This window comes from Specibacter sp. NPDC078692 (assembly GCF_040686835.1).
GTDB lineage: Bacteria > Actinomycetota > Actinomycetes > Actinomycetales > Micrococcaceae > Specibacter.
Genome location: NZ_JBFBLV010000011.1, coordinates 1 through 17,705, shown reverse-complemented (window position 1 = coordinate 17,705; position 17,705 = coordinate 1). Strand labels below are relative to the sequence as shown.

The window sequence follows — 17,705 nt, the reverse complement described above, 5'->3', positions numbered from 1 at the left end:
TGCTTTATCAAGTGCCGCGGCCATGGGTGTGGGCCGCCAAGTCCACGCTCACACACGCACGCCCCGCTTGCAACTTCCGACGCCGCGGTGACGCCTGATTGGATCACAGATCTTGACGCCACCGATAGTATGAAAACGCATCATTGTCTCGAGGATGCGTTCAATCCATCGCCGTCCCTGGGGGATATCTTGCGAAAAATTGCTTCTCTGCTGTGCGCCGTGGCGGCGTCGGCCGTCCTGGCTGTCTCGGGGTTGTCCCCCGCCCTGGCAGAATCCCCGACGGCCCCGCCGAGCCCAACACCGGCCGCTTCCGCCGCACCCTCTTCATCCCCACCTACGACGCCGGATCCCTCGCCTGCCGCTTCTGCCGCGCCGGCGCCGCTGGTTACCAGTCCGGGTGGCGGAACGGCGGCGGCCGTTGCCTCGTCGTCGCCCATCATGACGGCCGACCCCGCAGCTACGGCACCTGCCAAGAGCCCCCTCGCTCGGGCGCTGTCCGGCATTTACGTCCCCGATGCCAAAGACACATTTGTTGCAAAGGTCGTGGCGAGGGCCAATATGTACCGGGCCCAAAACGGCGCAGCCCCGTTAGTTTTGAACACGGCCATTAGCGCCGGCTCGCAAGAATGGGTCCTGAAGCTGAACGGGCAGATCAACGCTGACACCTTGGATATGAACAAGCTGCACCGTCCGGACTACGGCGCCTCCATCCTCCCGGGCGGCTTTGACACGTACTCGGAAATTATCGGCATCAACAACACGGCCGAACAGATTGTTGACTGGTGGATGAACTCCCCCGGCCACCGCGCAGCTCTCATGGATAAACGATTCACTGACCTTGGGCTGGGCTACGTCAAAACCACCAAGGCCGGCTGGAGTGGCATGACCGTGGTCGCGGGCAATTTGACTAGGTACCCGGCCAAAACAACGCCTACCCCGTCTCCAACAACTCCGGCGCCCGCCCCGACACCTACACCCACCCCGACGCCGACGAAGCCGGCACCAAGCCCCGTTCCTGTCTTTGCAGCAGGCGACATCGCAGCCGTCAACTCCGCCGGCAGCCTGTACGTCTACCCCTCAGCCAAGGGCGGTGATTTGTGGAAGAGCAAGTTCATCTCCGCAGGTTGGTCAGGAGTTCAACAGTTGACAGTGGTGGACTACAACAACGATGGCATCCAAGACCTCGTTGCAATCTGGACCGATGGCCGGCTCACTGTCAGCTTCGGCCAGGCAAACGGCACCTTGAAGGCTGCCCAAAAGATCGGTTCAGGATGGGGACCTTTTGACGTGGTCATCACGAAGTGGAAATCGGGCTCGGTATACCCATCGATCGTCGCGAAAAGCCGTACAAGCGGACAGCTCTTCCTCTACCCAAATCTTGACGGCGTTCGTTTCGGCGCACGTCAGCAGATCGGCAATGGTTGGGGTTCCTTGACCATCATTGCCGCCGATTTTGATGGCGATAAAAAGCAGGATTTACTGGCTCGCACCTCGGCTGGACAGTTGCTGCTCTACCGCGGCAATGGCTCCGGTGGATTCATGAGTGAAAGCCGCCGCGTAGTGGGAACCGGGTGGGGCTCCATGACCCACCTTTCCGGCATTGCCGGTCACACAGGCGCGGGCAGTTACGGCGTTCTTGCCCGCTCGTCGAGCGGGAATCTCTTGTACTACCCGATCCTGCGCAACTCTTGGGGTTCTAGGTTGCAGATCGGTACCGGTGGCTGGTCGGCACTGAAGCTGGGTAGCTAGGAGCCCAGGGTCGCTTGCAGTGCCGGGGACTCGGCGTCTGTAGAATCCGCATCTGCAGCTCCGGCCGCAGCCCCGAAGACCGCCCCGCCCATCGAGAGCTGGGCCCGCATCCCCCTGTGCCAGGTGATAAATCCGCCGTCGAGATTGCTGACGGTGAAGCCCAGCTGCGCCAGAATCCGCGCCGCCGTATTGCCGCGCTGGCCCACGGCGCAGTGGACCACCAACGGTCCAGCAAGCAGCTCGCCGTATCGTTCACGCAGCTCGTCCACCGGAATATTGACCGCGCCAGCAATGGCTCCGGCGGCGAATTCACCGGCGGTGCGCACGTCAATGAGGTGCGCACCGGCCGCCACTGCGTGGGAAAGTTCGTGCCATTGCACGGTGTTCACTACGCCCGCGGCAAGGTTGTCGGCAATCATCCCGAGCATGTTCACGGGGTCCTTGGCCGAGCCAAATTGCGGCGCATAAGCCAGCTCCAGGTCGGCAAGTTCGCTGGCGGTCATGCCTGCGCGCATTGCTGTCGCGATGACGTCGATCCGCTTATCCACACCGTCCCCGCCCACGCCCTGTACGCCAAGAATGGCGTCCGTGACCGGATCCACTAGCAGTTTCAGCGACATTTGGCTGGCGCCCGGGTAGTAGCCAGCATGGTTTGCCGGGTGCGAATGAATAGCCCGGTACGGACGCCCAGCAGCCCGCAGCCGCTTCTCATTCCAGCCGCTCATGGCTGCGGTCAGGCCAAAGACACCGACGACGGCGGTGCCCAGGACCGCGGCCGAACGCACAGCCCGGCCCGTGATGACGTCCGCCACGAGGCGCCCGTGCCAGTTCGCCGTTTGTGCCAGACGCACCAGCGTTGGCTCTCCGGATACGGCGTCGCGCTTTTCTGCCGCGTCACCCACCGCGTAAATGAACGGGTCACTGGTCCGCTGCGACTCGTCCACAACCACTCCCCCGTGGGTTCCCACCGCCAAGCCGGCAGCCTTCGCCAACCAGCTTTCAGGACGCACGCCAACGGCCGTGATCACTAGATCCGCGGCGATGCGCGTTCCGTCGGTGAGGATGATGTCGTACTTCTCCACGGTCGCCGTGTGCGCATTGGTGCGGACCTTCACGCCGTTGGCCATGAGCCGCTCCACCAGGGGCACCACCATTTCGGGATCCAGCGGGGCCAGGATCTGCGGTCCTGATTGCAACAGGATCACTTCCACACCTCTCAGGGCAAGGTTTTCAGCCAACTCCAGACCAATGAAACCGCCGCCGAGAATCGCTGCATGCAAGGGCACGCTGGAACCGGCCTCCATAGCCGTAAGTTCAGCCATGATGGCATCCACATCGGCTACGTCGCGCAGGGTATGGGCACGCTCAATTCCGGGCAAATCGGGCAGCACTGGCTTGGCGCCGGTGGACAAGACGAGGGCATCGTAGGCCTGCTCAAAACTCTCGCCGGTAAGGAGGTTGCGGACGGTCACGGTCTTTTGGGCCGCATTCACGGCGGTGACCTCATGGCGAGTATGCACATCGATATTGAAACGGGACTTCAGCGATTGCGGGCTTTGCAGCAGCAAAGCCTCACGCTCCACAATGACTCCGCCCACGTGATAGGGCAGTCCGCAGTTGGCGAAGGAGACATGTTCGCCGCGTTCAAAAACCGTGATGTGGGCATTTTCGTCATTTCGGCGCAGGCGGGTGGCGGCAGACATGCCACCGGCAACACCTCCGACGATGACAACGCGCAATTGATTCGAGGTCACGGCGTTGCTACTTTCCGCCGAAGAGCTTGGCGAACCAGCCGGGATTTTCACTGGCCGCTTTGGGCGCATTCGGATCGCAGGAGCAGCGCTCCGGCTTCGGAATATGGCGCATCACATCATCCACGTGACTGCCACAGCCCGCCCAAGTGGTCTTGTTACAGGAACGGCATTTCACGGCACGGCACATAGTTATTCTCCTCATCTTGGATACCCCCATGGGTATCTGATGTTTCCAGAATACATACCCCCTGGGGTATGCTGTCAAAACGACATCAAAGCGCAAGGAGCATCATGCAACTGTCTGAGGAAGCGTCAAAGCCAATCATCAATCGGCTCCGCCGAGCCAATGGCCAATTGGCCGGCATCATTCGCATGCTTGAAGAGGGCCGCGATTGCGAAGACATCGTCACGCAGATGGCCGCGGTCGGAAAAGCACTTGACCGTGCTGGATTTGGTTTAGTTGCCAGCAGCTTGAAGGAGTGCCTGACATCGGGGCAAAGTGAAGAACTAGACAGCGGAAAGCTGGAAAAGTTGTTCTTGTCTCTGGCCTAGCGGATCAGGGGTTGCGAGCTTAGCGTCACTGACCCCAGCAAACTGGCGTTCGAAGATTTGGACGCGACACTCGAGCGAGCCTCCTCGCCCTCCTCCCGAGTGGCTCGCCGGTCATCGCCAGTGGTTATGAGTCGTAATTGACCACTGTTAGGCGTACAGCCCGTTCAGCCAAGCACCCCACGCAGCACCGGCAGGTTCCGCCTCCGCGCCTTCAGCGAAGAGGTGCACGGTCAGCCCCACCACGGCGCCAAAGGCGTTGCGGCCAAAGAAGCGAATCATGGCATCCTCGGTGCGCAACCCCACGAAGTTCTGGTCCAAATAATCCACCTCCGCGTCCACTAAGCCGAGGCCCGCACTGGTGAGGGAAACGTGTCCGCCAGCTCCGGCGTCGTGAATTCCTAGGGCGGCTTTGACGGTTTCCAGGGCATCCGGCGCAGACGATGCCGCCGGTCCCTGAACGTCCGCGAACGCGGCCTGGCGCCCGGCAAAATACTGCACGTACTGGCCCAATGTATGCAGGTAGAACGCGGTGTGCTGGGACGCGCCGTCGTACTGATTGTCCCAATCCTCGAAGAACACGCCGCTGTGAACATAGCGCAGCCAGGATTTGCCATCGGGAAGTTCGGAGATGTCGTAGTCCAGCTGGTTGAAGAAACCGCCCTCGCCATCCATGCGGTTGGAGAAGCGGTGCGGCGGATCCCACACGGTCACGGTGCTGCCGAAGGGGCCCGCGCCGCCAAGTTTCGGCTCGATCTCCATGGGCCACATCCAGCCCGAGGTGCCCTGCGTCGCCGCGTCAAAAACCTCCGCCGGCGTGCCCTCAATCTCGGACTCGTGCACAATCTTGAATTCCTTGGCCATGCTGTTCTCCTCAATGCGACTGGGCGCGCTGGCACTGGATGGGACCACCGTCGGGGACGGACAGACCAGCGGCTTCCTGGCCCGGCGTCCCCACTGTTTAGCGCTCTTTCACCTTACGTCCACTAACGGCAAACGCCCCAGTATTTAGCGGTCAACACTGAATACTGTAGGCGTTTGGGGTTGCGCACTTCGGGGACGGTTTGCGCAGACGTTTTCCTGGCCGGATGGCTCAAGCTGCGTCGTGATCCGTTTCCAAGATGGTGGCAAGAGTTTCCAGTGCCTCGTCCGCGCCGGGACCTTCGGCGCGGAGAACCACGCGGTCACCATGTGCGGCACCCAGGCTCATGAGCGAGAGGATGCTGGCGGCGTCCATGGCGTCCTCGGCGGGCTCGCCTTCCATGGCGATCGTGACCTCCACGTCCAACTCCGCGGCGGCTTCGGCGAAGATCGCGGCGGGGCGGGCGTGCAGGCCGACGCTGCTGGCAACGGTGGCAATACGTTCAGACATGGGGGCTCCTACAGTAGATTTCTTGCGTGAATAGTTAGAGGCCGAGCTCGGCCAGGATGGGCAATTCTGCGCGCACATCGGCCTGGGCAGCGGTGGCGTTCGGCGCGGTCAGCGCCAGCCCGGCCAGCTGCTGCGCCCGCTCCATCGTGACGGTTTTTAGCACGGCGGATACGGCGGCCAGCGCGCGGGCACTCATGGACAGGCTCGTCACGCCAAGTCCGGTAAGCACGACGGCGAGGGCCGGGTCCGCGGCAGCTTCACCGCACACACCCACTGGCTTGGGCGCGCCCGTGGCAGCACTGGCGAGGGAGGCGCCGTCGGCCGTCATTTTGACCAGCGCTAGGACGGCTGGCTGCCAAGGATCGTTGAGCGTGGCGAGGGGGCCGAGCTGGCGGTCGGCAGCCATGGCGTACTGGGTGAGGTCATTGGTGCCGAGTGAGGCGAAGGCAACCTCGCGCAACACCGTGGCGGAGGTCAGCGCGGCGGAAGGCACTTCCACCATGACGCCGGGAGTTTTCAGGCCCGCCACGGCACACATCGACGCAAACTGCGCAGCCTCATCCGCGGTGGAAATCATGGGTGCCATGACCCAAACCTCGGCCGCGTTGGCAGCCTCAGCGGCGGCGATGGCCTCCAGCTGACGGGCCAAAACGCCCGGAGATGTGAGGTCGGTACGGTATCCGCGCACACCCAGGGCGGGGTTGGGCTCGTCCGCGTTGGTGAGGAACGGCAGCGGCTTGTCGGCGCCTGCATCGAGGGTTCGCACCACCACTTTCTTGCCTGGGAACGCCGCAAACACGGCACCATAAGCCTGAATCTGCTCCTCCACCGTGGGCTCTTCGACGCGGTCCAGGAAGCAGAATTCGGTGCGCAGCAGGCCTACACCTTCGGCTCCGGCGGCTGCTGCCTTGATGGCGTCCGCCCCGGTGCCGACGTTGGCCAGCAAGGGGAGGTGAACGCCGTCGGCCAGCGTGTTGTTGCCCGTGAAGGCGGACAGCGCGGAGGCCTGCACGGACCACGCCGCCGCGGCCACACGCTGCTCCCCGCTGGGCTCGGCAGTGATGGATCCGGCGGCGCCGTCCACATACACTTCGGTGCCATCGGCCAGTGCGTCAACGCCAGAGGCCGCCACCACAGCAGGCAGGCCCAGTGCTCGGGCCAAGATGGCCGTGTGCGATTGCGGGCCGCCGCTGGAGGTGATCAGCGCGATGACTTTGGCCGGGTCCAAGGTTGCGGTGTCCGCGGGTGCAAGGTCCTCTGCGGCAAGAATGAACGGAGCCTCCGCGACGGGGATGCCGGGTGCGGGGAGACCGCGCAGTTCCGCCACGATGCGGCCCCGGACATCCAGGACGTCGGTGGCGCGCTCGGCCATGTAGCCGCCCAATGCGGTGAGGGTTTCGGCAACCTTGGCGCCGGACTCCCAGACGGCACGCTCTGCAGTACGTGCCCCGCCGGGAGCCTCTGCCGACAGCAATTTGATGGCGCCCTTGATGAGCATGGGGTCGGAGGCCATCAGGGCTGTGGCTTCGAGGACTTCACGGCCTTCGCCGGTCACGGCTGCGGCACGCGCCTGCAATTCTGCCCGGACGGCCTTGCCTGCATCCTTGATGCGTTGGGCCTGCTCTTCGATTGATGACCCTGCCGGGGCCACTTCGCCAGCGTCTGGTTCGGCAATGGCTTTGGGCATTTGCCGAACCAGGCCCAGAACACGGCCCGGGGCTACGCCCACTCCGGAAAATTGTTGCGGCAGGGTAGCTGCTGCTGAGACGCCATTGTTCATTTCTGCTCCTTGAGTCCGCCGAACCGTGCACAGTGGAAAATAAAAAAGGACCCGAATACCGAGCCAAGAGTGGCTCAACCATTCGGATCCTGCCCAGTTGCCCGGTTACATGTCCGTCTCCAGTGTGCGCAATGAACGTGAAGCACGTCAAATCCGTGGTTGGCGAGCAGGTTGACGGGCGGGTTGGCGGGCGGCGCCCATCACCTGGCCCACACGGGCGTCGAACACTGGCGAGCACCGCCGTCGAACATATCATTCCTGTCCCCGGCGGTAGACTCCCTGATCATGAACGCTGAGCCAAACGCCCCCACCAAAACCTTCCACGCCATCTTCCTAGACGTTGACGGCACCTACGCGGATTATGGAGTGGTCCCGGAGGCCCATGTGCAGGCCGTCCGGGATGCCCGCGCCGCCGGGCACAAGGTGCTGATCTGCACCGGCCGGCCCATGGCGATGCTGCCGCAAAGCATCCTCGGCGCAGGATTCGACGGCATCGTTGCCAGCGCCGGCGCGTACCTGGAAATCAACGGCGAGATCCTCGTCAACAACGGTTTCCCGACCGACCTGGCCACCCGCGCCCTCGCCGCCCTCGACGAGCACGACGCCGTTTACATCCTCGAATCCCCCGACGCCGTGTATGTTCGCCCCGCCGCCGAAGCCCGCTTGCGCGCCCACGTCGCAGCTCACTACGAGAATGCTCCAGAGGGAGCCGCAGCCGGTTCCTCCTCGATCATCGGCCACCTCAAATCGTTGGATCAGGGCAGCACCGCAGCTTTCGCGAAAATCTCGGTCTTTGAATCCCCCATCCCCATGGCGGAGTTGGTGGCCCAGATTGGCAGCGACATCGACGTCGTGGCGAATTCCATTGCCGCCGAAGGCCCGCACGCTGGCGAGCTGTTCCAGCGCGGTATTTCCAAGGCCGACGGCGTTGCTGCCGCCCTCGCCCACTTCGGGATCGACCGCGCGGATTCCATCGCCTTTGGCGACGGGCAAAACGATCTTGAAATGCTCGCCTACGCCGGGCTCGGCGTAGCAATTGAGGGTTCCTCCGCCGAACTTTTGGCCATCGCCGACCGTACAGCCTTGCCTCCCAGCCGGAACGGGATCGCGGCCGCGTTTGCCGAACTTGGCTTGCTGTAGCGCGGCTTGCTCTAGACCTTCAGCTAAGCGGCGAGCTCACTGCTCCGACCCACCACTGTGACTTATGCGCGTCCCCACCGACCGCGGGGTGCGCATAATTAAGCCACCCTGCCAAGTCTTTAGTTATGCGCAACCGCACGCGCTGCAGCTGCCATACTTTCAAAGAATCGCGTCCCCACCTACCGCGGGGTGCGCATAGCTAAAGCCACCCTCCCCAAAGTCGCAACGACCGACCCCCGCCCAACACCGCCAGACCCAAAAACCACCAAAACCCACCCAAGTTGCCCTGACAGCTATCACGTGTAACGTACACCGTGCAGGCAATGTTGCCTGTAAGGATTGTTACTCGGAAACGAGGCAAGACCTGAGACTCGCGAAAGCGCATCACGCACCTGCGCTATTTCTTTGTGCGGGCCGCCTCCGGGAAACAGCTGGAGGAAGGCGCCGGCAAGCTGGGCTCCGCCATCCGCGATTCCTATCCGGAGGCCTACGCCATTGCGATCAAGCTGCAAAGCGTCCTCGAACTCAGATTAGGCGAAGCCCTGTCCGAGGACGAGGCCACCTACCTGACACTCCACGTGGCTCGACTCATGGATGAGAACCGGGCGTAAACGCCTTCGCCGCACCCGCATCATCGGCAAGATCGGAAGCGGCCTCAGCCTCGGCAACTTGCGCGTCCGTCATGCGTGAGAGCTTCGAGGGCCACCAGATCTTCTGACCAATATCGTAGGTCAGCGCCGGCACCAGAATCGAGCGCACCACGAAGGTATCGAGCAGCACGCCGAACGCCACGATGAAGGCAATCTGCGCCAGGAACAGGATCGGAATCACGGCCAATGCGGAGAAGGTGGCTGCGAGCACCAGACCGGCCGAGGTGATGACACCACCGGTGATCACCAGCCCACGGATGATCCCGTCACGAGTGCCGTGTTTGAGGGATTCCTCCCGGACACGAGTCATCAAGAAGATGTTGTAATCAATGCCCAGGGCCACGAGGAAGATGAACCCAAAGAGTGGCACCGCGGGATCAGCTCCGGGGAACTTGAAGATGCCGTCGAAGACCAGCGCAGCAACACCCAAGGCCGTACCGAAGGACAGCACCGTCGTCAAAATCAGAAGGACCGGAGCCAGCACGGAACGTAGCAGCAGCATCAGAATGAGTAAGATGACCGCTAGGACAACGGGGATGATCAAGTTGCGGTCATGAATGGAGGCAACGTTGGTGTCAATGGCTGTAGCGGTAACGCCACCCACCAGAGCATCCGGTACAACCGGATCCAGCGCTTCACGCAAATTCAGCACTACATCTGCCGCAGCATCAGAATCGGCAGCTGCACTCAAGGTTCCTTGCAGCATGACCTTGCCGTCAACCACTGTGGGTGCAGGGGCAGGTGTACCGGGAGGGCCAAAGGCCGTGATGCCGCTGGCGGTGACCGTAGCTGAACCACTTGGAGAGTCGGCTGCGAGCACGGTGACGCCGTCAACTCCGTCCAGACCCAGCAGCACATCAGCTGTCTTCTGCAGTTCGGCTTGCGGAACAACTACTTGGGCCGGGCTACCGGTACCGCCGGGGAAATGCTGGCCCAGCACAGCTTGACCGTCGCGGGCCTCGGAGGCACCCAGCACTAGGTCAGACTGCGGAACACCGCTGGCGTTGAGTTGAGTGGCACCCATGGCTCCCACCAGCAGGATCAGTGCGGTGACAACCCAGATGATCCGAGGGCGGCGCTTAATGACGCGGGCCAATTTAACCCACAGGCCCGTGGACGGTTGACCGTGCTCGGCAGCAACAACTTCCGGCTCGTACTTGGGACGGCGAGGCCAGAAGGCGGAGCGACCAAAGGCAAAGAGTAGTGCCGGCAAGAGGGTCAGAGCCGAGAGCATGGCGAAGACAATACCGATGGCGGCAACGGGTCCCAGGGTGCTGTTGGACTTCAGGTCGCTGAGCAGCAAGCACAAAAGCCCTGCAATCACCGTGCCACCGGAGGCGGCAATGGGCTCGATGGAGCGCTTGACGGCTGACACGGTGGCAACCCACTTATCACGAGTGGTACGCAGCTCTTCACGGTAACGAGCAACGTAGAGCAGCGAATAGTCCGTTGCCGCACCAATCACTAAAATGAACAGAATCCCCTGAGTTTGCCCACTCAGAGTGAACACATCAGCCTTAGCTAGCCACCAGACACTCAACAACGCCACGCACAAGGCAAACATGCTGGTGGCCAACACGGCCACAGGCAGGAGCAGAGATCGGTAGACAAGAATCAGGATCACCAGCACGGCCAGTAGCGCCACACCGAGCAAAATGCCGTCGATACCGGCAAAACCGTTGGACAGATCCGCAGTGAATCCGGCAGGTCCGGTGACGTGAACGCTAACGCCGTCGGGCGCAGTGGCCCGCAGAGTGTCACCAATCTCAGAGACCACATCAGCTATTTCGGAGTCTCCCTGGATGGGCACGAACGCCTGCAGCGCAACGCCGTCAGCTGAGGGGATTGCCGGGGAAATATCCGCGGAAACCCCTTCAATCTCCGTCAGAGATTTAACATCCGCCGAAATTTCCTGAATCTGGCCCTCTGTGAGCTTTTCCGTTCCAGAGAAGACCACGATTGCAGGGATCTCATCCGAATCGCGGAATTCCGTGAGGATTTTCTGAACCTGGGTGGCATCCGAGGATGTGGGTAGAAACGCTGTGGGGTCATTGGAGGACACTTCACCAATGCGGCCAAAGTACGGACCACCTACGGCAGCCCCCGCGAGCCACACAATGATCAGTAGCGACGGCAGAAGAATGCGTAGCCACCTCGCCACGGTGGGTAGCGGCTTGTGCACGCTTCTCGTTGCTTTCTTGTGTCCTGAACTCATGTCCCTATTCTCCGTGATCGCGTCATAAATTAATCTAGTTTAGCTAGCAAATATCCTAACATGTAAAAAGCTGAAGCGGATATACCTCAAGCAGGATAGAATCTTTCTATGGAAAGTACCGAGGCAACACATACACCGTTGCCGCCGAGCATCTACGACGTCGACTCCAGCGACCCTGCGGGCAAGCTCGTGGATCGCAGCACTATGGACCCTGCAGAGGTGCGTCAAGTGGGTGCCGTGATGGCGGCACTGGGACGGTTGCGTGAAGCAGAACAACAGCTTTCCGATGCATCTCTGAAGTACATGAAGTTGAATCAGACGGACATGCGAGCCCTGCATTACCTCATTGTTTCAGCCAACACCGGGACCATAGCAACCCCCGGAGCCATTGCCGCGCACCTGAAAATTTCGACGGCGTCCACCACTAAATTGTTGGACAGATTGGAACGCGCACAGCACATCACCCGGTCACCGCACCCCAGTGACCGACGAGCTTTGGCCATCGCCATTACCAGCAAAACGCACGACGCCGCCATGGACACCGTGGGCCGCCAGCAGTCAAAACGGTTTTATTCGGCCGCGCGGCTCACCCCTGAAGAGCGCGAGGTGGTGATCCGGTTCCTCGACGACATGACGGAACAGATCTCCATCACTGACCAGCCTTGGGCACAGCCCGGTGCCACTGCGGACTGAAGCCATAAAACGGCCTCTTAACTCCGAAGCACCTGGTGCACAAACTGCACGGCGACCGAGCCCTCCCCCACCGCGGAAGCGACGCGTTTGAGCGAACCGGCCCGCACATCCCCTACGGCAAAGACTCCTGCGGCGCTGGTTTCGTATAGGAACGGATCGCGGTCGCCATCGGCGGTTTGGTGGTGTTGATCGCCCAAGGCGGGACCCGTGAGGATGAAGCCGCGGGAATCGCGCAGGACCTGCGGCGGCAGCCAATCGGTGCGCGGGGATGCCCCGATGAATACAAACAACGCCGAGGCGGGCAGCAACTCCGGGGCACCAGAACCCGCCGCACCCGAACCCTCACCACCGCGAATCAGCACACCCTCCAGCCGGTCCGTGCCTTCCAGCGAATCAATGGAGACGCCGCAGCGGACGTTGATGTTGGAGCGTTCGGCCACCTCGTCCTCTAGCTGGTGCTGGTAGGCGGCTGTCAGCGCTTGGGCCTGTTTGCGGTCACTGACATCGCGGAAGAAGGTGTGAGTGGCAACGTACTCTCCCTCGCGGAACCGCCCAGTGGCATTCCCCTCAACAGGGAAGGTGTGCCCGTCCTTGGCCACAAAGGTGACCTCCACACTGTCAAAGGACATTCCGCTCATGAGCTGCCCAATCAACAGTGTGCAGTGATCGTGATCCACCTTGTCCACAATGTCGAACAGAGTCAGCCCCGGAAGTTCTTCAGTCGTGTACCCGAGCAGTTCATGCCATGCCCGATTGACGAATTGGAAGTGCCCGTCGGGCAGAATGCTCTGAACAATATCGTGCGCTGATTCAATGAGGTCCTGATAGCGCCGCTCACTTTCCAGCACCAGCGCTTCGGCGTCGTGCCCGGGGGTCACATCACAGGCCACCGCCCGGTACGCCTGCTCTACCGGTATCGCGGTCACGGTCCACAACAGCCAGCGGAGGGTTCCGTCCTTAGCCCGGACTCGGTTTTGGAAGCGGACCGCTGCCGAACCTGCGCGAATACTCTCCAGGTCCGCAAAAGTCGCGACAGCATCGGCGTCGTACATGAGATCGGTGAGGGATAGCGAGAGCATCTCGGTGGGGGTCCAGCCGAGCAGGCCTTCCCAGTCCCCGGCAGCCTCACGGAAGTGCCCATCGAAACCGATGACGCAGGAAAGATCAACGCTTAAATCCAGTAGGCGGGCCGCCACATTCTGGGGCCAGGAATCGATGCCGAGCTGCTTCGGCGACATGGACCGCCCCTTCGCGGAGGTTCCGTCCGCACGTGGGCGGGCGCTTGATTCGCAATATACACCCGTTTGAAAATACCCGCCCGTGCGGTGCCTGGCACAGTGGTGGAATCGAGGGAAGGCGAGCGTGCGTGGTGGATTGTGGCGCGGTTGAGAACGGAGCAGGATTCAAGAAGCAAGGACGACGGCGGCCACCTAGTGTTGGGTGCATAGAGCGAACCACGCAACCCAAAGATAAGGACAGGCTCCCATGGTCAACACCACCTTTAACAAAGAAGAAAAGACAGCGATGCGAGCCGCTGCTGCCGAGGCCAAGGCCGCAAAGGCTGGTGCGGACCTCGAGGCCGCGTGTTTGACTGCCATCGCGGACATGACCGGCACGGATCAGGAACTGGCACAGACTCTACACAGCCTGGTTCAGGAACACACCTCCTTGGGCGCGAAGACTTGGTACGGGATGCCTGCTTACACAAATGCCGACGGCAAGGTAGTGGTGTTCTTCCAGGCCGCGGCCAAGTTCAAGGTCAGGTACGCCACCATTGGCTTCCAGCCCGATGCGCAACTGGACGACGGCAACCTCTGGCCCAACGCCTACGCCGTGACGAAGCTGAAGGCCGCCGACCAGAAGAAGCTCGTGGCATTACTGACAAAGGCGGTTGGGTGACGGGGCCCGCTCCGCCAGCTACGCCCCGAACACCGCCCGCTGCAGGAACTCGTTGCGGAACTTCCCTTCGGGATCCAGTCGCCGCGCCAGCGCCTTGAAGTCGTCAAAGCGCGGGTAGAGCGGCGCCAGCGAGGAGGCATCGGCGTCGAACACCTTGCCCCAGTGCGGGCGGGCAGCGAAGGGAGCCAGCGCTTCCTCCACCACCTTCACCACAGCTTCGACGGCGGCCTGATCGCGGAACCAGGTGAAGTGGAAGGCCACACTATCGCGGCCTTGGGCGGCGCTGAGCCAGAGGTCGTCGGCCGCGATGGAGCGAATCTCGCCCACCTGCAGCAGCGGCGTAATCACGGCGCTGAGGGCGCGTAGAGCTTTGATCGCTGGAACGGCATGGCTCCTATCAATGAGGTATTCACTCTGGATCTCCTCGCCGGCGCTGGGCATGAACTCCATTCGAAAATGCGAGAGGCGGTCCTGCCACGGCCCTGCTACTCCCAGCTGCTGAGTGCTGTGCACGGCTGAGACTCCCGGCACCGGGTGCATACCCTCAGTCGCCGCTGTCCCACCCAGCAATTCTGTGGGGTAATCGCCGGTTCGGCCGTCGCCAATTTTTTGTTTGAACCAGGCCAGCCCCACGGTGTCGCCGCTCCAGTCCGTGAACAGGCTGACCGAGTACGCCCGGGAGGTGACGGCATCGTAATCCGCCAGCAGCGCGTCCCAATCGAGGCCAAGGTAGACGTGCTGGGCCACCGAGTACGTGGGCACAATGCTCAGCGTCACCTCGGTCACGATGCCCAGCGCACCCAGACCCACCACGTATCCGGGAAAATCCGGCGTCTCGGCACGACTCACGGAGTGAATCTCGCCGGTGCCGTCCACCAAGCGCAGAGCTACGACGTCGGCCGCCAAGTTTGCGTTGTTATCTCCTGAACCATGGGTGGCCGTGGCGATGGCGCCGGCCACCGAAATGTGCGGCAAGGAGGCTAGGTTTGTCAGTCCGAATCCGTGAGCTGCCAGCTCCACAGCCAAAGCCCCGTAGCTGCTACCGCCACCAACCGTGACGGTCATGGCTGCTTCGTCGATGCGGACGGCAACGGGCATCTTATCCAAGCAGATCTGGATACCGGCGCTGTCGGCAATGGCGTTGAAGGAGTGCCTGGAGCCCAGCGCCTGAACCGAGCTGGCGCCGCGCACCAGGGCTTGCACTTCGGCTTCCGATTCTGGATGGTGAATCTCCGTGGCGCGGTAGTGGTGGTTGCCTGCCCAGTTGCTTTCTTGGGCGCTTTCCTCGAGGGTGTCTGGTGTCTGCTGCATGGTCATTCCACGGGTCCTAGCTCGAAAGAAAACAATTTGATGTGACTCACAACATATCAAATATTGCGGTCCTTGCCTATGCTGCGAGTTCCTCGGAAAGTGCGCGGCCACCACGGCCCGTGCGTCACGTACCGCCAATTTTCGGGCGCGAAAAGGGTCAGCCCACCAAGGTGAGCCGGCCCGCCGTCGAACATTGAAAAAATATGCTCAGAAAAATCCCACGAAAAGCAGAACTACTTCCCTGCGGACACGAGCTCCTTCTCCAGCGCCGGCTCGGCAAGCTTCGCCTTGGCGGCCGGGATGAACGCGGCGATGATGGCCGCCAACACCGAGACACCGGCGCCGATCAGCAGAGCGGTCCGGAATCCAGCTTCGGAGGGGACATCCACCCCGCCCAGCGGTATGGTCATCTGAGCCAGAACCAGACCAATAACGGCGGCTCCGATGGTGGTACCGAGTGAGCGCATGAGCGTATTGAAGCCGTTGGCGGATGCGGTCTCACTGCGCGGCACCGCACTCAGGATGATGGACGGCATGGCCCCGTAGGCCAGAGCCACGCCGCTGTTGATGACCAAACCTGTTGCCAGAATCCCCCACGTGGTACCCATTCCGACCACACCGACAACGTACCCGAGCGCGAGAATCGAGACACCCAGCACCAAGGTGAACTTCGGGCCGCGCTTGTTGCTCAATCGTCCACCAACGGGTGAAAGGAACATCATCATCAGCCCAGGAGGGGCCAGCCACAGGCCGGCGGCGAGGATGGATTGGCCAAGACCGTACCCAGTGGAGCCTGGCAATTGCAGAATTTGGGGCATGACGAGCATGCTCGCGTACATGCCAAAACCTACGAAGATGGAGGCGATATTGGTCAACAACACGCGCGGACGGACCGTGGTGCGCAGATCCACGAGTGGATCTTTGGTGCGCGTCTCCCAGAAGCCCCACAGCACGAAGGAAACGGCCGCCAAAGCAAACAGGCCAAGCGTGGTGGTTGAGGTCCAGCCCCAGCCGGAGCCCTTCGATACTGCGAGAATCAGTGAGATCAGAGCGATCGCCAGGCCCAGGGCACCCAGACCGTCGAAGCGTTGACCGGCGGCACCGGCCGGGGTGGATGGAATGAAGTAAAAGATCGCGATAGCGACCAGCAGTGTGGCGGCCGCACTGGCCCAGAACAGCACGCGCCAATCGGCAAACTCAATGACGGCGGCTGAAACCGGCAGACCGATCGCACCGCCAACACCCAAGGTGGCGCTGACCGTGGCGATCGCCGAGGACAGCTTTTCCTTCGGGACCAGATCCCGCAGCATGGCGATGCCCAGCGGCACGATCCCTGCTCCAATCCCCTGCAGCGCTCGCCCGGCGATCATGATCTCCACCGTTGGCGCCACGGCACAGACCATGCCGCCAAGAATCAACGGAAGCGTCAGCAGGAGCATCATCTTCTTTTTTCCGAACAGGTCGCCCATGCGGCCTGCGATCGGCACCGACACCGCACCGGCTAGTAGCGTTGCCGTGATGATCCACGCCGTATTGGCTGGGGAGGCGTCAAAGATGCCGGGCAGCTGGGAGATAAGGGGCGCCACCATGGTCTGGGTGAACGAGGACGCAATGCCCGCGGTCGCCAGCACCCCGGTCAAAAAGCCTGGGCGGCGGAGAGAAACTGAACTGGACAAAAGAACCCTTCAACGATCAATGTGCATCCTGCACTAGATGTGTACTATACACATGCAGTGTCAAATATGCTTGATGCACATTTGGGTTAGAGTTGCCGTAGTCGAGGAGGAAATCTATGCAACGCCGCATCGCAGATATCGAATATGAACAGCTGATGCTCAGCCGCTACACGGCCGCCCAGTACCGCAGTCAAGAGGGAATCGACCGCAGCGTCTATTTGCTGCTCAGCCGAATCGACGCAAGCGGTCCCATGTCAATTGGCGAACTCAGTGAAGTCTTCCGCCTGGATGCTTCCACTTTGCAACGTCAAACCACTGCCGCAGTACGTGCAGGATTCCTGGAACGGATTCTCGATCACGACGGCGGCGTCGCCCGCAAATTTTCCCTAACCACTCTGGGTAAAGGGCAACTTGTGGCCGGTCGAGAACGCTCCATCAGTGCACTCACCAAAGTCCTCGCCGACTGGCCAGCAGCCGACGTCAACCAATTCGCGGATCTCTTGCGCCGCTTCAATACCTCGATCGAGGACTACAGCAGAGCACAAGACCACAGCAGAGCACAAGCACCCGGCGCCAATTCCCAACCCTCACCGTAGTTTCCCTATGAAGTACGACGGCGGGAGCCCACCTTCGCACTCAAGGTAAGCTCCCGCCGTCGTGCTTCATGAGCGGACTTCTCGTTCATCAACGAATGTGCTGGCAGTAGCGATGGGACTCTCCAGCTAGACCCACCAATCGTTGATTCACATAAAGTGAAGATCCATTCTCTCTATGTGAGATGGCTATCCATTTAGTGGACCCGGGGTGATGAGCTGTGGCCCGCCTCATCATGTGGGCACCGAAATAGTGGGGTAGCTCCACATCGGACGGCGCTTGCGGGAAAAGACGGCCGTCTAATGCCGTCTTTTCCCGCAAGC

At 61.6% G+C, this 17,705-nt stretch carries 16 protein-coding genes; 7 read left to right on the top strand and 9 right to left on the bottom strand.

Annotated elements, in window-relative coordinates; translation table 11 throughout:
- Positions 1–140 precede the first annotated feature (140 nt).
- Entirely contained in the window at positions 141–440 is a 300-nt protein-coding gene (locus AB0O97_RS09705; RefSeq protein ID WP_363882045.1) for a hypothetical protein, read from the bottom strand.
- Between AB0O97_RS09705 and AB0O97_RS09700 the strand changes: the two genes are divergently transcribed.
- Positions 439–1,749 (top strand): CAP domain-containing protein, encoded by a 1,311-nt coding sequence (locus tag AB0O97_RS09700; protein ID WP_363882043.1) that lies wholly within the window; start codon positions 439–441, stop codon positions 1,747–1,749. The genes AB0O97_RS09705 and AB0O97_RS09700 overlap by 2 nt on opposite strands.
- Here the strand turns inward: AB0O97_RS09700 and AB0O97_RS09695 are convergent.
- The gene (locus AB0O97_RS09695; RefSeq protein WP_363882169.1) at positions 1,746–3,488 is read right to left on the bottom strand and encodes an FAD-dependent oxidoreductase; all 1,743 of its coding nucleotides are present in this window, start codon (positions 3,486–3,488) and stop codon (positions 1,746–1,748) included. The genes AB0O97_RS09700 and AB0O97_RS09695 overlap by 4 nt on opposite strands.
- Positions 3,489–3,794: 306 nt before the next feature.
- Here AB0O97_RS09695 and AB0O97_RS09690 point away from each other — a divergent pair, with 306 nt between their 5' ends.
- On the top strand, positions 3,795–4,055 hold the full coding sequence (locus AB0O97_RS09690; protein WP_363882041.1) for a metal-sensitive transcriptional regulator: 261 nt from the start codon (positions 3,795–3,797) through the stop codon (positions 4,053–4,055).
- A 147-nt stretch (positions 4,056–4,202) separates the two neighbouring features.
- Here AB0O97_RS09690 and AB0O97_RS09685 read toward each other — a convergent pair whose 3' ends face one another.
- The 3 genes from AB0O97_RS09685 to AB0O97_RS09675 form a co-directional block, all read right to left on the bottom strand.
- Positions 4,203–4,916, bottom strand: coding sequence for an SRPBCC domain-containing protein (locus AB0O97_RS09685; RefSeq protein WP_363882039.1), 714 nt, complete (start codon positions 4,914–4,916; stop codon positions 4,203–4,205).
- A 229-nt stretch (positions 4,917–5,145) separates the two neighbouring features.
- Positions 5,146–5,424 carry an HPr family phosphocarrier protein gene (locus AB0O97_RS09680; RefSeq protein ID WP_363882037.1) on the bottom strand — a complete coding sequence of 93 codons (279 nt, stop codon included), beginning with the start codon at positions 5,422–5,424 and terminating at the stop codon, positions 5,146–5,148.
- 34 nt (positions 5,425–5,458) lie between these two features.
- Entirely contained in the window at positions 5,459–7,204 is a 1,746-nt protein-coding gene (locus AB0O97_RS09675; protein WP_363882035.1) for a putative PEP-binding protein, read from the bottom strand.
- A 285-nt stretch (positions 7,205–7,489) separates the two neighbouring features.
- Between AB0O97_RS09675 and AB0O97_RS09670 the strand changes: the two genes are divergently transcribed.
- The gene (locus AB0O97_RS09670; RefSeq protein ID WP_363882033.1) at positions 7,490–8,344 is read left to right on the top strand and encodes an HAD-IIB family hydrolase; all 855 of its coding nucleotides are present in this window, start codon (positions 7,490–7,492) and stop codon (positions 8,342–8,344) included.
- A 383-nt stretch (positions 8,345–8,727) separates the two neighbouring features.
- Entirely contained in the window at positions 8,728–8,955 is a 228-nt protein-coding gene (locus tag AB0O97_RS09665) for a PRD domain-containing protein (RefSeq protein WP_363882167.1), read from the top strand.
- Here the strand turns inward: AB0O97_RS09665 and AB0O97_RS09660 are convergent.
- Positions 8,933–11,209 carry an MMPL family transporter gene (locus AB0O97_RS09660; RefSeq protein ID WP_363882031.1) on the bottom strand — a complete coding sequence of 759 codons (2,277 nt, stop codon included), beginning with the start codon at positions 11,207–11,209 and terminating at the stop codon, positions 8,933–8,935. The genes AB0O97_RS09665 and AB0O97_RS09660 overlap by 23 nt on opposite strands.
- Before the next feature lie 108 nt (positions 11,210–11,317).
- On the opposite strand from AB0O97_RS09660, the gene AB0O97_RS09655 reads away from it, so the two are divergent.
- Positions 11,318–11,902 (top strand): MarR family transcriptional regulator, encoded by a 585-nt coding sequence (locus AB0O97_RS09655; RefSeq protein ID WP_363882029.1) that lies wholly within the window; start codon positions 11,318–11,320, stop codon positions 11,900–11,902.
- 17 nt (positions 11,903–11,919) lie between these two features.
- Here AB0O97_RS09655 and AB0O97_RS09650 read toward each other — a convergent pair whose 3' ends face one another.
- Complete coding sequence (locus tag AB0O97_RS09650) at positions 11,920–13,140, bottom strand: PAS domain S-box protein (RefSeq protein WP_363882027.1); 1,221 nt, start codon at positions 13,138–13,140, stop codon at positions 11,920–11,922.
- Between the two features lie 247 nt (positions 13,141–13,387).
- Between AB0O97_RS09650 and AB0O97_RS09645 the strand changes: the two genes are divergently transcribed.
- Positions 13,388–13,801 carry a hypothetical protein gene (locus AB0O97_RS09645; protein ID WP_363882025.1) on the top strand — a complete coding sequence of 138 codons (414 nt, stop codon included), beginning with the start codon at positions 13,388–13,390 and terminating at the stop codon, positions 13,799–13,801.
- Between the two features lie 18 nt (positions 13,802–13,819).
- Here the strand turns inward: AB0O97_RS09645 and AB0O97_RS09640 are convergent, their stop codons facing one another.
- Together AB0O97_RS09640 and AB0O97_RS09635 are read right to left on the bottom strand one after the other, a co-directional pair.
- Positions 13,820–15,112 carry a D-arabinono-1,4-lactone oxidase gene (locus AB0O97_RS09640; RefSeq protein ID WP_363882023.1) on the bottom strand — a complete coding sequence of 431 codons (1,293 nt, stop codon included), beginning with the start codon at positions 15,110–15,112 and terminating at the stop codon, positions 13,820–13,822.
- A 233-nt stretch (positions 15,113–15,345) separates the two neighbouring features.
- A complete protein-coding gene (locus AB0O97_RS09635; RefSeq protein WP_363882021.1) occupies positions 15,346–16,788 on the bottom strand; it encodes an MFS transporter in 1,443 nt (480 codons plus the stop codon).
- Between the two features lie 116 nt (positions 16,789–16,904).
- Between AB0O97_RS09635 and AB0O97_RS09630 the strand changes: the two genes are divergently transcribed.
- Positions 16,905–17,384, top strand: a complete 480-nt coding sequence (locus AB0O97_RS09630) for a MarR family transcriptional regulator (protein ID WP_363882019.1) — start codon at positions 16,905–16,907, stop codon at positions 17,382–17,384.
- Positions 17,385–17,705 lie beyond the last annotated feature (321 nt).